The sequence below is a fragment of the Kitasatospora sp. NPDC059646 genome (assembly GCF_042734615.1).
GTDB lineage: Bacteria > Actinomycetota > Actinomycetes > Streptomycetales > Streptomycetaceae > Kitasatospora.
In genome coordinates this window covers 37,765-51,554 of the sequence record NZ_JBHWDS010000027.1, presented here as the reverse complement: position 1 = coordinate 51,554, position 13,790 = coordinate 37,765, and the positions used below count along the sequence as shown (strand labels likewise).

The following is a 13,790-nucleotide window of genomic DNA, read 5'->3' as shown; positions in this document are numbered from 1 at the left end:
CCGGCGGCGTTCCGGTTGTCGGACGATCCGTCCGACAGTCCGTCTGACCGGCTGCTAAGCCGCTCATCTGAGGGTCCGTCGGGTGGGATCCCCGACTCACGCGAACTGCTCGCCGGTCCGGGCCGGCGTGGTGAGGTGCTCGCCGATCCGGGCGACCAGGTCGCGCATCCGCTGTCCGACCAGTCCGGCGTCCACGCCCTCGTCGGCGAGGACCGCGAGGTAGGCCCGGGAGCCGGCCGCCATCAGGTAGAAGAAGCCGCCGCCCACCTCGATCACCACCAGCCGCATCCGGCCGTCACCGTGCGGGAACTCGCTGCCGACGGCGTGCGCCAGGCTCTGCAGTCCGGCACAGGCCGCGGCCAGCCGGTCGGCGGTGTCCGGGTCGGTGCCGTGCTGGGCCAGCCGGAGGCCGTCGGCCGACAGGACGATGGCGTGCCGGGCGTGCGGGACACTCTCCGCGAGGTCCCTGAGCATCCAGTCCATGTTGGTCCGTTGCTGAATCACTTCTCGCCTTTCCCTGCTGAATCTTCACTGGCGTGGCGGCCGGTGGACGGGGTGCCCGGTGCCGCGCCGTTCACCCCTTCGGTGAACGCGGCCAGCCACAGGCCGGGCTGGACCGGCTCGGGGGCGGGTGCGGGGGCCTGTCGCGGCCGGGGCGCCGCCGGGGCGCTCGGGCGCAGCGGCGCGGCGTGACGGCGGCGTTGCGGCAGGCCGTTGGCGGTGCGCTCGGTCACCACCGGGTAGTCGTCCTCGGCCGGGGACGGCGCGGGCACGGTGCGCTGGTGCGTCGCGGCGGACGGGAAGGCCGCGGCCGCGGCGAAGCCGCCGGACGGGGTGTGGGTCGCGGCCGCCTCGGCCGGTTCGGTCCACAGCCGGTTCTCCGGCTCGGTGGGGTGCTGCTTGACCGCCATGGGGTGCTCGGTGGCCATCCGGCCGATGCCGTGGGCGCGGCTGGGCGCGGGGGCGGTGGTGATGTACCGCTGCGGGACGATCAGCACGGCGCGCACGCCGCCGTACGCGGACGGGCGCAGCGAGACCTGGAAGCCGTAGGCGCGGGCGAGCCGGCCGACCACGGCCAGGCCGAGGCGGGGGGTCTCGCCGAGGTCGTTGAGGTCGATGCCGGACTGCGCCTCCTCCAGCATCCGTTCGGCGCGGGCCCGGCCCTCCTCGCCGAGGCTGAGGCCGCCGTCCTCGATCTCGATCGCGATGCCGGTCTGCACCTCGACCGCGGTGAGGTGGACGTCGGTCTGCGGGGGCGAGTAGCGGGTGGCGTTGTCGAGCAGTTCGGCCAGCGCGTGGATCAGGGGTTCGACGGCGGGGCCGACGATGGCGACCTCGGAGACCGGGTGCAGTTCGACCCGGCGGAAGTCGAGGATCCGGGAGATGCCGCCGCGCAGCACGCTGTACAGCGGGACGGGCCGGTTCCACTGGCGGCCGGGGCGGGCGCCGCCGAGCACGGCGATGGAGTCGGCGAGGCGGCCGATCAGCGCGTTGCCGTGGTCGAGGATCAGCAGGTCGTCGAAGACCGCGGGCAGGTCGCCGTGCCGGTCCTCCATCTGGCGCAGGTCGACGGCCTGGCGGTGGACGATCGCCTGCACGCGGCGGGCGATGTTCACGAAGGCGCGCTGGGCGGACTCGCGCATCGCCTCCTCGTTGTCGACGGCGTCGAGGGTGGCGCGCAGCACGGCGTGCCGGGCCTCGTGGAAGTCCTCGCCGACCTCGGCCACGTGGCGCTGCTCGTAGGAGCGGAGCACGTCGGTGATGAACTCGCCGCGCTGGAGCCGGTTCACCGCCTCGGGCAGTTCGTTCTTGGCCAGGTCGAGCATGCCGGCCTGCTGGCGGGCGAGGCGCCGGCGCAGTTCCTCCTCCTGCTGGGCGCCGGCCGCGCGGGCCTGGTCCAGGGCCCGGCCGCGGCGGGCCGCTTCGAGGCCGGCCGCCGCCACGGCCGCGGCGCCCACCAGACCGCACAGCAGGATTCCCGAGATCGCCTGCCGGGGCCCGGCGGAGGAGGCGAGGGCCACCGTCGCGCCGATCACGACCGCGGGCAGCAGGCCGACGAGTACGGCTGCGGGCAGCCGGTTTCCTGGCGACGATCCGGGTCGAAGCATCGGTGTCCTCATACGGTCAAAGGGATGGGAACGCGGGGCCGGGCGGTGCGGCGGGGCCCGGGCGCGAAGCAGCATAGCCGGTGCACGACAGCTCCGACGGTTCGTCAGCATCCTTTTCCACCAGCGAAGTTGCCCTGGTGGAGGGAGGTGCCGAACGCGCTGCGGGACGGTTCGACCCTCACGCGCCGGACTCTTAGGCTTGTCGCACCATGCGCCCCACAGCGGCCTCCCGCCCCGGATTCACCCGGACGAGCGGCGGTCGCGGCGATCCTTCGCCCCCGGCCCACGGATGGTGCTAGGGCCCGGCCGCGCGGACGGCAACGACGTGGCCCGTACCCCCCGAGGGAGGAACGGGCCGTGGTGATCATATTACTGACGGCCACTCAGTTCGTCATATTCGCGCAGAATATTCACTCGGCACCCGAAGCACCCGCGCGGGACGTCCGAACGACTTTCACCGATCCTCCGCCCGCTCGTGGGCCGCACCTCACCGCCGGTTCACCGCGCCGGGCAGAAGCCGGTCGACCCGACCCGCCGACCCGACGGAGACCGCGCCATGGCCAGCAGTGATCAACGACCGTCCGAAGCGCCGCCCCTGACCGACCGTCGCACGCTGCTGCGCACCGGGATCGCCACCGGCGCCGCTGCCGCCGTCGCCCTGGCCGGCGCCACCGGTCCGGCGCACGCCGCGGACCCCGCCGGGGCCGCCGAACCCGCCGCAGCGCCCGCGGACGGCGCGGACCGGGTGATCACCCTGACCGGGCAACTGCCGACCGGGGCCCCGGACTTCGTCTACCTGCCGTTCGAAGTCCCGCGCGGGGTACGGGAGATCGCCGTCTCCTACCGGTACGACCGCCCCGCCGTCCCGGCCGGGACGCCCGGAAACGCCTGCGACATCGGCATCTTCGACGAGCGGGGAACCGCGCTGGGCGGCGACGGCTTCCGCGGCTGGTCCGGCGGATTCCGCACAGAGTTCAGCCTTTCCCGGGAGGCCGCCACACCCGGGTACCTGCCCGGCCCGATCAACCCCGGCACCTGGCACGTCGTCCTCGGCCCCTACCAGGTCGCGCCCGCCGGACTGTCCTACACGGTGCAGGTCACCCTCCGGTTCGGCCCGCCCGGACCGGCGTTCACCCCCGCCTACCCGCCCGAGCGGGCCCGCGGTCGCGGCCGGGCCTGGTACCGGGGCGACTGCCACCTGCACACCGTGCACTCCGACGGCCGCCGCCTGCCCGCCGAGGTCGCCGCCGGGGCCCGCGCCGCCGGCCTCGACTTCATCGTCTCCACCGACCACAACACCTCGTCCTCGCACGGCGCCTGGGGACCGCTGGCCGGACCCGACCTGCTGATCGTGGCCGGCGAGGAGGTCACCACCCGCAACGGCCACTGGCTGGCCCTCGGCCTGGAACCCGGCCGGTTCGTGGACTGGCGCTACCGGGCCCGCGACGACCGCTTCCCGCGCTTCGCCCAACAGGTCCGCCGGGCCGGCGGCCTGGTGGTGGCCGCCCATCCCTACTGCCCGTACGTGGCCTGCCAATGGAAGTTCGGCTACCGGGACGCCGACGGCGTCGAGGTCTGGAACGGACCCTGGACGTACGACGACGAGTCCGCCGTCGACACCTGGGACGCCGGCCTGGCCGCCGCCCTGCGCGAGGGCCGCGACTGGCTCCCCGCCCTCGGCAACAGCGACGCGCACAGCGCCCCGCAGGTCATCGGCGCCCCGCACAACGTGGTGCTGGCCGACGACCTCAGCCGCCCCGCGATCCTCGCCGGGCTCCGGGCCGGCCGCAGCTGGCTCGCCGAATCCGCCGACGTGCAGCTGGAGTTCACCGCCGCCGGCCACGGCCGCCGGGCCGGCATCGGCGAGCGCCTGACCGTCCCCGCCGACGCGCCGGTCGACGTCGCGCTCACCGTCTCCGGCATCCCGAACGGCACCGTCCGCCTGATCACCGACGAGGGCCAGCTCCACCAGGAGTCGCTGCCCGCCTCCGGCTCCGGCACCGTCGTGTGGCGCACCACCGCCTCGCTCGCCGCCTACGTCCGCGCCGAGGTCCGCCGCCCCAGGCCCGACGGAACCCCCGGCAAGGGCAACGCCATGGGCCCCGACCTGCCCTGGGGGCCGATGGCGGCGCTCACCAACCCGATCGTGCTGCACGCCTCCTGAGCTGCCGTCGGAAGGACCGCGGGCGGGCGGCGCCGTCGTCAGGTCAGCTCCAGCACCTTCCGGCCGCAGCGCAGGAAGACCCGGCGGGTGGCGTCGGCGCGCGTCAGGCCGTGGGCGCCGAGGAGCACCAGGAGCCGCTCGTCGGCGTCGGTGCGGGTCAGCGGGAGGGTGCACTGCCCGCCGTCGGCGCTCTCCACGACCAGTCGCAGGCCGCCGGCCTCGGCGACCCGGCGGACCTGGCTCAGGCTGGGCAGCTCGCCGCTGACCCGCACCAGCAGTTCGGCCGGCGTCGCCGCGCCGTGCCGGTCCGCTTCGACACCCGGAAGCGGACCGGCCTCGGAGAAGCGGCGCCTGGAGAACCGGGCCCGGAAGGCGTCCCGGGCGGCGAGCGCGGCGGGGACGCCGTGCACGGTGGCGGTGACGGCCGCGGCCAGCAGCGTCTTGACCGCCATCGGGTGGCGACGGCCGTCCGCAGCCTGGGCGAGCAGCAACTCCACCTCCTCGTCGAGGAGTTCGGTGAGCAGGCGGAGGTAGTCCGGCAGCAGCCGGTCCGCGCAGGCCATCAGCCGGCCGAACATCTCCTCGGCGGGGAAGGCCAGTCCGACGTAGTTGTTCTTCGACTTGCTCATCTTGGCGCCGGTGCCGTCGGTGCCCTCGATCAGCCCGGTCGCCAGCACCACCTCCGGCTGCTGCCCGTGCGCGGTCTGCACGCGGCGGCACATCTGCAGGTTCAACAGCTGGTCCAGGCCGCCGAGTTCGATGTCCGCCGCCAACTCGACCGAGTCCAGCGCCATCACCACCGAGTAGACCAGCTCGGCCAGCGTCAGCCCGCTGCCCTCGGCCAGCCTGGTCCGGAAGTCCTCCCGCTGGAGCGCCGCCGAGGCGGGCAGCCGGGACAGCACGCCGAGGAAGTCCGGCAGCTCCATCGACCCCAGCCACTCGCTGTTGAACCGGAACTCGGCCCGCTCGAAGTCGAAGAACGGGCCCACCTGTTGGCGGTAGGTCGCCACGTTGCGCGTGACGTCCTCGGCGGTCAGCGGGGGCCGCTCCGCGCTGCGCCCGGAGGGGTCGCCGATCCGCGCCGTCACGTCCCCCACCAGGAACACCACGCGGTGGCCCATCCGCTGCAGCCGGCTGGCCAGGATCATCGGCACCGCGTGCCCGAGGTGCACCTCAGCGCCGGTCGGATCGATGCCGTACTTCACCGTCAACGCCCGCCCCCGACCGAGCAGTTCGGCCAGCTGCCGGACCCCGGGGAGCACCGCCGCCGCCCGCGCGCCGAGCAGTCCGGCCTGCCGCTCGGGCGCCAGCCCCGACAGGTCGGCACGCTGCCGCCCGGCCAGCACCTCCAGCCACCGGCCGAGCGCCGGCCCCTCCCGCAGCTCGCGGGTCTCGTCGATCAGGTCACTCATCAGCGCGATGCTGCGGTCGAATGCGGTGGCGGCCATGGCCATCCTCTCGGGCGTACGGGAACAACGGACGTCGACACAGCCGCCCGGCACACGGCACCACCGGGGAAACGACGACCGCTCCCGCGCCCAGGCGGGCACAGCACGGGTCGTCCAGGGACATCCGGAGGTCCGGCCGCCGTCACGTCAGGCAGGCCGGAGGGCGGCGGGGACCGCCACTAATATCGCTTCACCACGCGAAACCTCCGGGAACAGGGAGCGGCCGCACCACTCGGCACCGCCGCCGGGCCCATGTTCTCCCAGGGGCCCACGCCCGCGCACCCGGTTTTTCTGCGCGCACCCGCCCGCCACCGCGCACCCACCGGCCGATCCGCCCTCGGTTCCCCCGGATGCGCCTCGCCTTGGCAGCCCCCCGGCCCGCTGCCATCGTTGGGCGCATCATCTTTTTGTCGGATCGTCACCGAGGGAGATGCCCATGACCGCACCGGTGCTGACGGTGGACCAGGTGGTCGACCGGATGGCGGAGCTGGCGGAGGGGTGGCCCGCCGCCGACGGGGTCGCCGTCTTCAACGCGATGTACCTGACCGTGACCCGACTGGTCCGGGACCATCTCGCGGGCACGTACTTCGAGGACCCGGCCGCCATGGCCGAGCTCGACGCCGTGTTCGCCGCCCGCTACCTGGCCGCCGTCGACGACGACCGGGCGGGCCGGCGGCCGGCGGCCTGCTGGCGGCCGCTGTTCGAGCTGCGGGCCGCGCCCGGCGTCCACCCGCTGCAGTTCGCCCTGGCGGGGATGAACGCCCACATCGAGAACGACCTGCCGCTCGCTGTCCTGGAGACCTGCCGGCTGACCGGCCGCACGCCCGAGCAGCTGCACGCCGACTACCTGCGGATCAACGGCCTGCTCGCCGAGGTCGAGGCCCAGGTCCGGGCCGCGCTGCTGCCGCTGCCGCTGCCGGCCGGCGATCCGCTGCTGCACATCGTCGGCGTCTGGAGCATCGACCGCGCCCGCGACGCCGCCTGGGCGTCCGTCCTCGCCCTGTGGGAGCTGCACCGCCTGCCGCCGGCCTTCCGCCTGGTCGCGGACGCCCTGTCCGGATCGGTCGGCATGGTCGGCCGGGCCCTGCTCACCCCGCTCTCGCCCAACTGAGCCCGCCCGGGCCCGGGCCGGCCCCGCCGGGCGCCGACCGGACCCGGGCGGACGGACGGGCGGGCCCCGGCAGGGAGCCCGCCCGTTCGCGGACCGACGGGCCGTCAGGCCCAGCTGGAGTGCAGCGGCTTGCCCTCGGCGTAGCCGGCGGCGCTCTGGATGCCGACGATCGCCTTCCGGTGGAACTCCTCCAGGTCGGCCGCGCCGGCGTAGGTGCAGGAGGAGCGGACGCCGGCCACGATCGAGTCGATCAGGTCCTCGACGCCGGGGCGGGCCGGGTCGACGAACATCCGGGAGTGCGAGATGCCCTCCTCGAACAGCGCCTTGCGGGCCCGGTCGTACGCGGACTCGTCGGCCGTGCGGTTGCGCACCGCGCGGGCCGAGGCCATGCCGAAGCTCTCCTTGTACTGGCGGCCGTCGGCGGTGGTCTGCAGGTCGCCGGGCGACTCGAGGGTGCCGGCGAACCAGGAGCCGATCATCACGTTGGACGCGCCCGCGGCCAGCGCCATCGCCACGTCGCGCGGGTGCCGGACGCCGCCGTCGGCCCACACGTGCTTACCCAGGCGGCGCGCCTCCGCGGCGCACTCCAGGACGGCGGAGAACTGCGGCCGGCCGACGCCGGTCATCATCCGGGTGGTGCACATCGCGCCCGGGCCGACCCCGACCTTGAGGATGTCGGCACCGGCCTCGACCAGGTCGCGCACGCCGGCCGCGGAGACCACGTTGCCCGCGACGACCGGCACCTGCGGGTCGAGGGCGCGCACCGCGCGCAGCGCGGAGATCATCGACTCCTGGTGGCCGTGCGCGGTGTCCACCACCAGCACGTCGGCGCCGGCCTCCAGCAGGGCCTTGGCGCGGCCGGCGACGTCGCCGTTGATGCCGACCGTGGCGGCGATCCGGAGGCGGCCCTCGGCGTCCACGGCGGGGGTGTAGAGGGTGGCGCGCAGCGCGTTCTTGCGGGTCAGGATGCCGGCCAGGGTGCCGTCGGGGGCGACCACGGGGGCGAGCTTGCGGTGCGCCTCGTTGAGGCGGTCGAACGCGGCGCGCGGGTCGATGCCCTCGTCGAGCAGCAGCAGGTCGCGGGACATCACCTCGGACAGGCTGGTGAACCGGTCCACGCCCTGGCAGTCGCCCTCGGTGACCACGCCGACGGGCCGGCCGCCCTCGACCACGACCAGCGCGCCGTGGGCGCGCTTGGGGATCAGCCCGAGCGCGTCGGCGACGGTGTCGCCGGGGGCCAGGGTGAGCGCGGTGTCGTGCACCAGGTGGCGCTGCTTGACCCAGCCGATCACCTCGGCGACGACCTCGATCGGGATGTCCTGCGGGATGGCGACCAGCCCGCCGCGGCGGGCGACGGTCTCCGCCATCCGGCGTCCGGCGATCGCGGTCATGTTGGCGACCACCAGCGGGATGGTGGTGCCGGTGCCGTCGTGCGCGGAGAGGTCGACGCCCTGCCGGGAGCCCACGGCGGAGCGGCTGGGGACCATGAAGACGTCGTCGTACGTCAGGTCGTACGCGGGCTTGAGGTCGTTCAGGAAGCGCATGGAAAAGGCTCTCTGGCTGGGGAGGAACGTTTCACCGGGGAGCGGGTGATGGAGCGGAATACAGCTGTGCCGTACGGCCTCTCGGGCGCGCCGCACCCAACGTTCAATCCTCACCGATTACCCGGCCGGGGGCCAGCCTGCACCGGAATCCTGAAGATCGACACAACCGGACGCAGACCGTTCCGGAACCCGTTCGGAGGAAGCTACAAAGGCGTCCCGGCGAGTCGCCGCCCCTCCGCCAGGAACGCCGTGGTCCCGGAGAGTCCGCCCAGCTCGGTGAGGGTCCGGGCGGCCCCGAACGGGGCGTTCCAGAACGCGCCGGTGCGCGGCGCCGACAGGCCGACGTACGCGTACGGCTCGGGCCGGAACGCGTCGCCGGGCGAGAGGCCGTAGTTCACGCCGTCCACGGTCACCGCCAGGTCGAAGTGCTCGGGCCACAGCACCGGGTCGGCCTGCGCGAACAGCGCGCGCAGCGCGGCGTCGCCGTGCGCGAAGCAGGCGGCGACGGCGTCCGCGCCCTCCGCGTCCAGCTCCAGCGGCTGGTCGACGGCCACGCCCGAGCCGTCCCGGTACAGGCCCGCCGGCCGGCCGGCGGTGATGCCGATGGCGGCGCCGAGCTGCGCGCAGCTCACCCCCGGCAGGTCCAGGGCCCTTCCCGCGCTCAGCAGTTGGGCGCTGCGGACGCGCAGCCGGGGCTCGAAGCGGGTGGCGAAGCCGCCCGGGTAGGCGCGCAGCCGGACGGTGCCGGCCACCCGGTACTGCGGGCCGGCCAGCAGGTGTTCGGCGACCGCGTGCAGCGCGGTGCGGGCCCGGGTGAACCGCTGCGCATCCATACCGCCATCCTCCTGCGGACCGCCGCCCGCGGCCAGGGGCGACGGCGGGCCGCGCGCGGCGGGCGGCGGGCGGCCCGCCCTCAGGCCCCGAGGTAGCGGAGCACCGCCAATACCCGGCGGCTGTAGCCCGCCGTGCGGGGCAGGTCGAGCTTGTCGAACAGCGAGTTGAGGTGCTTCTCGACGGCGCTCAGCGACAGGTGCAGGCGTGCGGCGATCGCGGTGTTGGTGTGGCCCTCGGCGAGGGCCTCCAGCACGTCGCGCTCGCGCGGGGTGAGCCGGGCCAGCGGGTCGGCGTGCTCGGTGCGCACCACCAGTCGGCGCACCACCTCGGGGTCGATCACCGTGCCGCCGGAGCCGACCCGGGCCAGCGCGTCCAGGAACTCCTCCACCTCGGCCACCCGGTCCTTGAGCAGGTAGCCGACCCGCTCCGCGCCGGGCGCCAACAGCTGGGCGGCGTAGCCGCGTTCGATGTGCTGGGAGAGCACCAGCACGCCGATCTCCGGCCGGCTCGCGCGGATCCGCACCGCCGCCCGCACGCCCTCGTCGGTGTGCGTGGGCGGCATCCGGATGTCGACCACCACGACGTCCGGCGGGTCGGCGTCGACCGCGGCGAGCAGGGCCTCGGCGTCGCCGACGGCGGCCGACACCTGGTGGCCCTCCTCGGCGAGCAGCCGGACCAGGCCCTCCCGCAGCAGGGTCGAGTCCTCGGCGACGATCACCCGCATGGCAGCTCCGCAGTGACGACGGTGGGGCCCCCGGCGGGGCTGTGGACGGTCAGCGTGCCGTCGAGGGCGGCGACCCGGCCGCGCAGCCCGGACAGGCCGCCGCCCGCCGGGTCCGCCCCGCCCCGCCCGTCGTCCTCGACCCGGACGGTGAGCCGCTCGGCCGACCGCTCCACCGCGACCTCGACCCGGCCTGCGGCCGAGTGCTTGGCGGCATTGGTGACGCACTCGCTGACCACGAAGTACGCGGCGGTGAGCACCGGCCCGGGCAGCGGCCCCGCCGCCGTGCAGCGCACCCGCAGCGGGACCGGGCAGCGTTCGGCGAGGCCGGCCAGCGCCTCGTCCAGGCCGAGGGTGTCCAGCGCGGACGGGTAGACCCGCCAGGCGACCTCGCGCAGCTCGGTGAGCACCTCGGCGGCTTCCCGGTGGGCCTGGCGCAGCAGTTCGTCGGTGCGCCGCGGGTCGCCGCCGCGCCGGGCCCGGCCGAGCAGCAGGCGCAACGCCACCAGGCGCTGCTGGACGCCGTCGTGCAGGTCGCGTTCGATCCGACGGCGTTCGGCGTCCACGGCGTGCAGCACGGCGGCCCGGCTGTCGGCGAGTTCGGTGATCCGGTGGCGCAGCAGCTCGGCCTCGGACGGTCCGAAGCAGTCGCGGGCCATCCGGGCGTCCAGTGCGGCGAGCGAGGCCAGGCCCTGCACGGCGAGGAACAACAGGACGCCGCCGAGCAGCACTTGGCCCAGCAGGTCGACGGCGCTCAGGGTGCCGCGCAGCACTCCGGCCGCGAGCAGCACCGCCAGGACGAGGCCGAAGCCGATCAGGCCGAGCACCAGTCCGGCCACCAGCCCGGCACCGGTGCGGCGGGCCAGGTAGCGCAGCAGCTTCCGGTCCTCGGCCCGGTAGTGCGCGGGGAACCGGTCGCCGAACCAGGCGGCGCGGCGGGCCCGTTCGACGCCGGCCAGCCGGGCCGCGCCGCCGTACCACGCTTTCCGCGCCCGGGGCCCGACCCGCGGCCACGGCAGCAACGGCCCCAGCAGCACCCCTGCCACCGCCAAGTACGCCGCCCCGACCGGCGCGGTCAGCACGCCCAGCACCCCGCCGACCGCCCGCCGCGGCCGGGAAGCCGGCCCGGCCGCGTGCTCCGCGAGGGCCGGCCCGGCACCGTGGTCCGTCACGCCGGCCCCCCGCCCCGCGCCCGCCGGCCGGACAGCACGGGGCACGGCACACCGGCGCGCAGCCCCGCCCCGCCCCGGGCGGCCCGCCGGCCCACGGGCGGCAGCCCGCTGCCCGTCACCGTCCGCTCCCGGGTGCCGATGCGGGATCCTCCGCCGACACCGCACCGGCCGGAACCGGGCACGGCCCGGCGGTTCGCGGCCTCGGTGCGGCGGCGTGCCCGGCCCCGGGCAGCCGCACGGCCCACCGGCCGAAGCCCACTGCCCGTCACCGTCCGTCCCGCGCACGCTCGTTGGGCCGGCCGAGGTGCCGGGGCGGCGCACCCCGGCGCGCGCCCGGCGGGCGTGGCCCTGCTGCCCGTCGCCTCGCCGCCCCGGCCCGGGACCGCAGGCCGGCCCACGGGCGGCAGTCCGGCGCCCGGCACGGTCCGGTGCCTCGTGGCGGTGTTGCTCTCCCCCATGGGCGGAAGCCTACTGGCCGTCATGATCGGTTCCTGGGGCGGTGGTTCGGCGGGTCCGGCGGTGGCGGGAGTCGCGGCCGCGGAGGCGGACGGCGAGGTAGGCGGCGACGGCGATCAGGGCGAGGACCAGGACGACCTTGGAGAAGATCCCGACGTAGCCCTCGACGACGTCCCAGCGGTCGCCGAGGACGTAGCCGGCCAGCACCAGGACGCTGTTCCAGGCGAGGCTGCCGACGGCGGTGAGGGCGAGGAAGCGGGGCAGGGCCATGCGTTCGACGCCGGCGGGGACCGAGATCAGGCTGCGGAAGATCGGGATCATCCGGCCGAACAGCACCGCCTTGGTGCCGTGCCGGGCGAACCAGGCCTCGGTCCGCTCCAGGTCGGAGACCTTGACCAGCGGCAGGCGGGCCCAGAGGGCGTGCATCCGGTCGCGGCCGAAGACCGCGCCGAGCAGGTAGAGGGCGAGGGCGCCGGCCACCGAGCCGGCGGTGGTCCAGCCGAGCGCGGAGAACAGGCTGAGGGTGCCGCGTCCGGCGGCGAAGCCGGTGAGCGGGAGGATCACCTCGCTCGGCAGCGGCGGGAACAGGTTCTCCAGGGCGATGGCGAGTCCGGCGCCCGGCCCGCCGAGGGTGTCGACCAGGCCGGCCGCCCAGCCCGCGACACCCTCGGTGGGCACCTGTTCGGTCGCCGTCGAAATGAACTGCAGCACGGGATTCCCCTCCGGTCGGACGCTCCCCGGGCCGCTCGCCCGGGGTCGTCACTCATCCTGGAATCCGCAGCTCAGCGGCGGTACGCGGTTTCCCGCCCGACCCGGTTGCGGGTTTCCGCACCCCCTGTGCCCGGGCATGCCTCGGCCCCCGGTGGGATCCGTGGGGATCCGCCGGGGGCCGGGAGTGGCCGGTGGGGCTGTTCCTAGTAGCCGCGCCAGTAGGCGCCGTAGCCGCGGGCGGCGGCCATGTTGTCCATGCTGCCGTAGCGGGCGTCGCAGTAGCGCGAGCTGGCGATCAGGTTGTCCACGGGGTTGCGGATGTCCTTGTGGCCGGGCAGCGCGTAGGCGCGGAAGGTCGGCTCGATCATCTGGGTCAGGCCGATCGAGGGGGTGCCCTTCTTGGCGTTGGAGTCCCAGTTGTTGACGGCGTTCGGGTTGCCGGAGGACTCGGCGATCGCGGCGGCGCGCATCGCCTTGGCGGACGGGACGGGCTTGCCGGCCGCGGCCAGCACGTCACGGGCCTCGGCGATCCAGCCGTCCAGGTTGTTCGCGTAGGTCGGCTTGGCCGGCTCGGGTGCGGGCGCGGGCGCGGGTGCGGGCGCGGGCTCCGGCTGCGGCGCCGGGGCGGGTGCGGGCTCGGGCTGCGGCTGCGGCTGCGGCTGCTCGGCCGGCTGCGGCTGCGGCTGCTGCTCCTGCGGCTGCTGGGCCGGCTGCTGCTCCTGCGGCTGCGCGGCGGGCTGCTGCTCCTGCGGCTGCGCGGCGGGCTGCTGGTCCTGCTGGACGGGCTGGCGGTCCTCGCTGCGGGAGGCCGCGGCGTCGCCGCCGTGCTCGGCGTTCCGGCCGTCGGTGGCGACCGCGGCGCTCTCGGCGCGGCCGTGCGACGGGCCGGCGATCGCCTGGGTCGCGGGCAGCAGGGCGCCGACCGCGATGGCGCCGGCCAGGCCCACGCCGAGGAAGGCGTCCGGCATCCGGTGGTGGCCCATCCGGATCTGGCGGATCTGCGGAAGTCGGCCCAGGTTGTGCTTGATGCGTCGCATGTCGAGTACCTCCGAGAGTCGTGTTCCAGGTCACGCCGAACCCGGGTCGGGCAAGGGGGGACCGCCGCAGCACTGCGGGGTGTCCATCGGCCCGGGACGGCCGGCCCGGCGGCTCGTGCTCACCGGGGACGCTGCGCCGCGCGGGTCACGCGGCCTGCTGCGCCGTGAAGCCCCGTGAGCACTCGGAACGGCTCGGGGCACAACCACGAGATTGCCGGAGCCCCAATCCGGCGGCAAACAACCCGAGATGGGGCGGACCGGGCACCTCGACGGGCCTGCTTCCCTTGCGCGCCAAGGGATTCCGCCCGCCGCCGGGGCCGCTTCCGGCCGCCGCCTATGAGGGACCTCACAGCTCGCTCCCAGGAAGCGCCAACCCCGCCCGGTGCCAGGGAATTTGGGCCCGGGCCCAGACGCAGCAAGGCCTCCGGGCCGGCCCGGCGCCGTCTGCGGCCCGCGGCGTCCCGGCCGGCCCTGTGACCCCGGC

The 13,790-nt window shown here is 75.4% G+C and carries 11 protein-coding genes; 2 read left to right on the top strand and 9 right to left on the bottom strand.

Annotated features, from left to right (window positions below; translation table 11 throughout):
* Positions 1-96: 96 nt before the first annotated feature.
* Positions 97-504 (bottom strand): roadblock/LC7 domain-containing protein, encoded by a 408-nt coding sequence (locus ACFV1L_RS20330; protein ID WP_084223303.1) that lies wholly within the window; start codon positions 502-504, stop codon positions 97-99.
* The gene (locus tag ACFV1L_RS20325; protein ID WP_380367663.1) at positions 501-2,108 is read right to left on the bottom strand and encodes an ATP-binding protein; all 1,608 of its coding nucleotides are present in this window, start codon (positions 2,106-2,108) and stop codon (positions 501-503) included. Before ACFV1L_RS20325 ends, ACFV1L_RS20330 begins: the two co-directional genes overlap by 4 nt.
* 556 nt (positions 2,109-2,664) lie before the next feature.
* Between ACFV1L_RS20325 and ACFV1L_RS20320 the strand changes: the two genes are divergently transcribed.
* The gene (locus ACFV1L_RS20320; RefSeq protein WP_380367662.1) at positions 2,665-4,272 is read left to right on the top strand and encodes a CehA/McbA family metallohydrolase; all 1,608 of its coding nucleotides are present in this window, start codon (positions 2,665-2,667) and stop codon (positions 4,270-4,272) included.
* 38 nt (positions 4,273-4,310) lie between these two features.
* On the opposite strand, the gene tyrS is transcribed toward ACFV1L_RS20320, so the two are convergent.
* On the bottom strand, positions 4,311-5,720 hold the full coding sequence (gene tyrS, locus ACFV1L_RS20315) for a tyrosine--tRNA ligase (protein ID WP_380367661.1): 1,410 nt from the start codon (positions 5,718-5,720) through the stop codon (positions 4,311-4,313).
* Positions 5,721-6,150: 430 nt separating this feature from the next.
* Here tyrS and ACFV1L_RS20310 point away from each other — a divergent pair, with 430 nt between their 5' ends.
* Complete coding sequence (locus tag ACFV1L_RS20310) at positions 6,151-6,831, top strand: DUF5995 family protein (protein WP_380367659.1); 681 nt, start codon at positions 6,151-6,153, stop codon at positions 6,829-6,831.
* Between the two features lie 104 nt (positions 6,832-6,935).
* On the opposite strand, the gene ACFV1L_RS20305 is transcribed toward ACFV1L_RS20310, so the two are convergent.
* From ACFV1L_RS20305 to ACFV1L_RS20280, 6 genes are all read right to left on the bottom strand, one after another.
* On the bottom strand, positions 6,936-8,375 hold the full coding sequence (locus ACFV1L_RS20305; RefSeq protein ID WP_380367657.1) for a GuaB1 family IMP dehydrogenase-related protein: 1,440 nt from the start codon (positions 8,373-8,375) through the stop codon (positions 6,936-6,938).
* Between the two features lie 203 nt (positions 8,376-8,578).
* Positions 8,579-9,208, bottom strand: a complete 630-nt coding sequence (locus ACFV1L_RS20300; protein ID WP_380367655.1) for a hypothetical protein — start codon at positions 9,206-9,208, stop codon at positions 8,579-8,581.
* A gap of 80 nt (positions 9,209-9,288) precedes the next feature.
* Positions 9,289-9,933: a response regulator gene (locus ACFV1L_RS20295; RefSeq protein ID WP_380367654.1), complete on the bottom strand. Its 645-nt coding sequence runs from the start codon at positions 9,931-9,933 to the stop codon at positions 9,289-9,291.
* A complete protein-coding gene (locus ACFV1L_RS20290) occupies positions 9,924-11,102 on the bottom strand; it encodes a sensor histidine kinase (protein ID WP_380367652.1) in 1,179 nt (392 codons plus the stop codon). The genes ACFV1L_RS20295 and ACFV1L_RS20290 overlap by 10 nt, the downstream gene beginning before the upstream one ends.
* A gap of 468 nt (positions 11,103-11,570) precedes the next feature.
* Positions 11,571-12,266, bottom strand: coding sequence for a DedA family protein (locus ACFV1L_RS20285; RefSeq protein WP_380367729.1), 696 nt, complete (start codon positions 12,264-12,266; stop codon positions 11,571-11,573).
* A gap of 206 nt (positions 12,267-12,472) precedes the next feature.
* The gene (locus tag ACFV1L_RS20280; RefSeq protein WP_380367650.1) at positions 12,473-13,306 is read right to left on the bottom strand and encodes a transglycosylase SLT domain-containing protein; all 834 of its coding nucleotides are present in this window, start codon (positions 13,304-13,306) and stop codon (positions 12,473-12,475) included.
* Positions 13,307-13,790: the final 484 nt, after the last annotated feature.

Coding starts and splice junctions, on each gene's coding strand:
- ACFV1L_RS20325 (WP_380367663.1), bottom strand. CDS start 2,108: ATGCTTCGACCCGGATCGTCGCCAGGAAACCGGCTGCCCGCAGCCGTA.
- ACFV1L_RS20320 (WP_380367662.1), top strand. CDS start 2,665: ATGGCCAGCAGTGATCAACGACCGTCCGAAGCGCCGCCCCTGACCGAC.
- tyrS (WP_380367661.1), bottom strand. CDS start 5,720: ATGGCCGCCACCGCATTCGACCGCAGCATCGCGCTGATGAGTGACCTG.
- ACFV1L_RS20310 (WP_380367659.1), top strand. CDS start 6,151: ATGCCCATGACCGCACCGGTGCTGACGGTGGACCAGGTGGTCGACCGG.
- ACFV1L_RS20305 (WP_380367657.1), bottom strand. CDS start 8,375: ATGCGCTTCCTGAACGACCTCAAGCCCGCGTACGACCTGACGTACGAC.
- ACFV1L_RS20300 (WP_380367655.1), bottom strand. CDS start 9,208: ATGGATGCGCAGCGGTTCACCCGGGCCCGCACCGCGCTGCACGCGGTC.
- ACFV1L_RS20295 (WP_380367654.1), bottom strand. CDS start 9,933: ATGCGGGTGATCGTCGCCGAGGACTCGACCCTGCTGCGGGAGGGCCTG.
- ACFV1L_RS20280 (WP_380367650.1), bottom strand. CDS start 13,306: ATGCGACGCATCAAGCACAACCTGGGCCGACTTCCGCAGATCCGCCAG.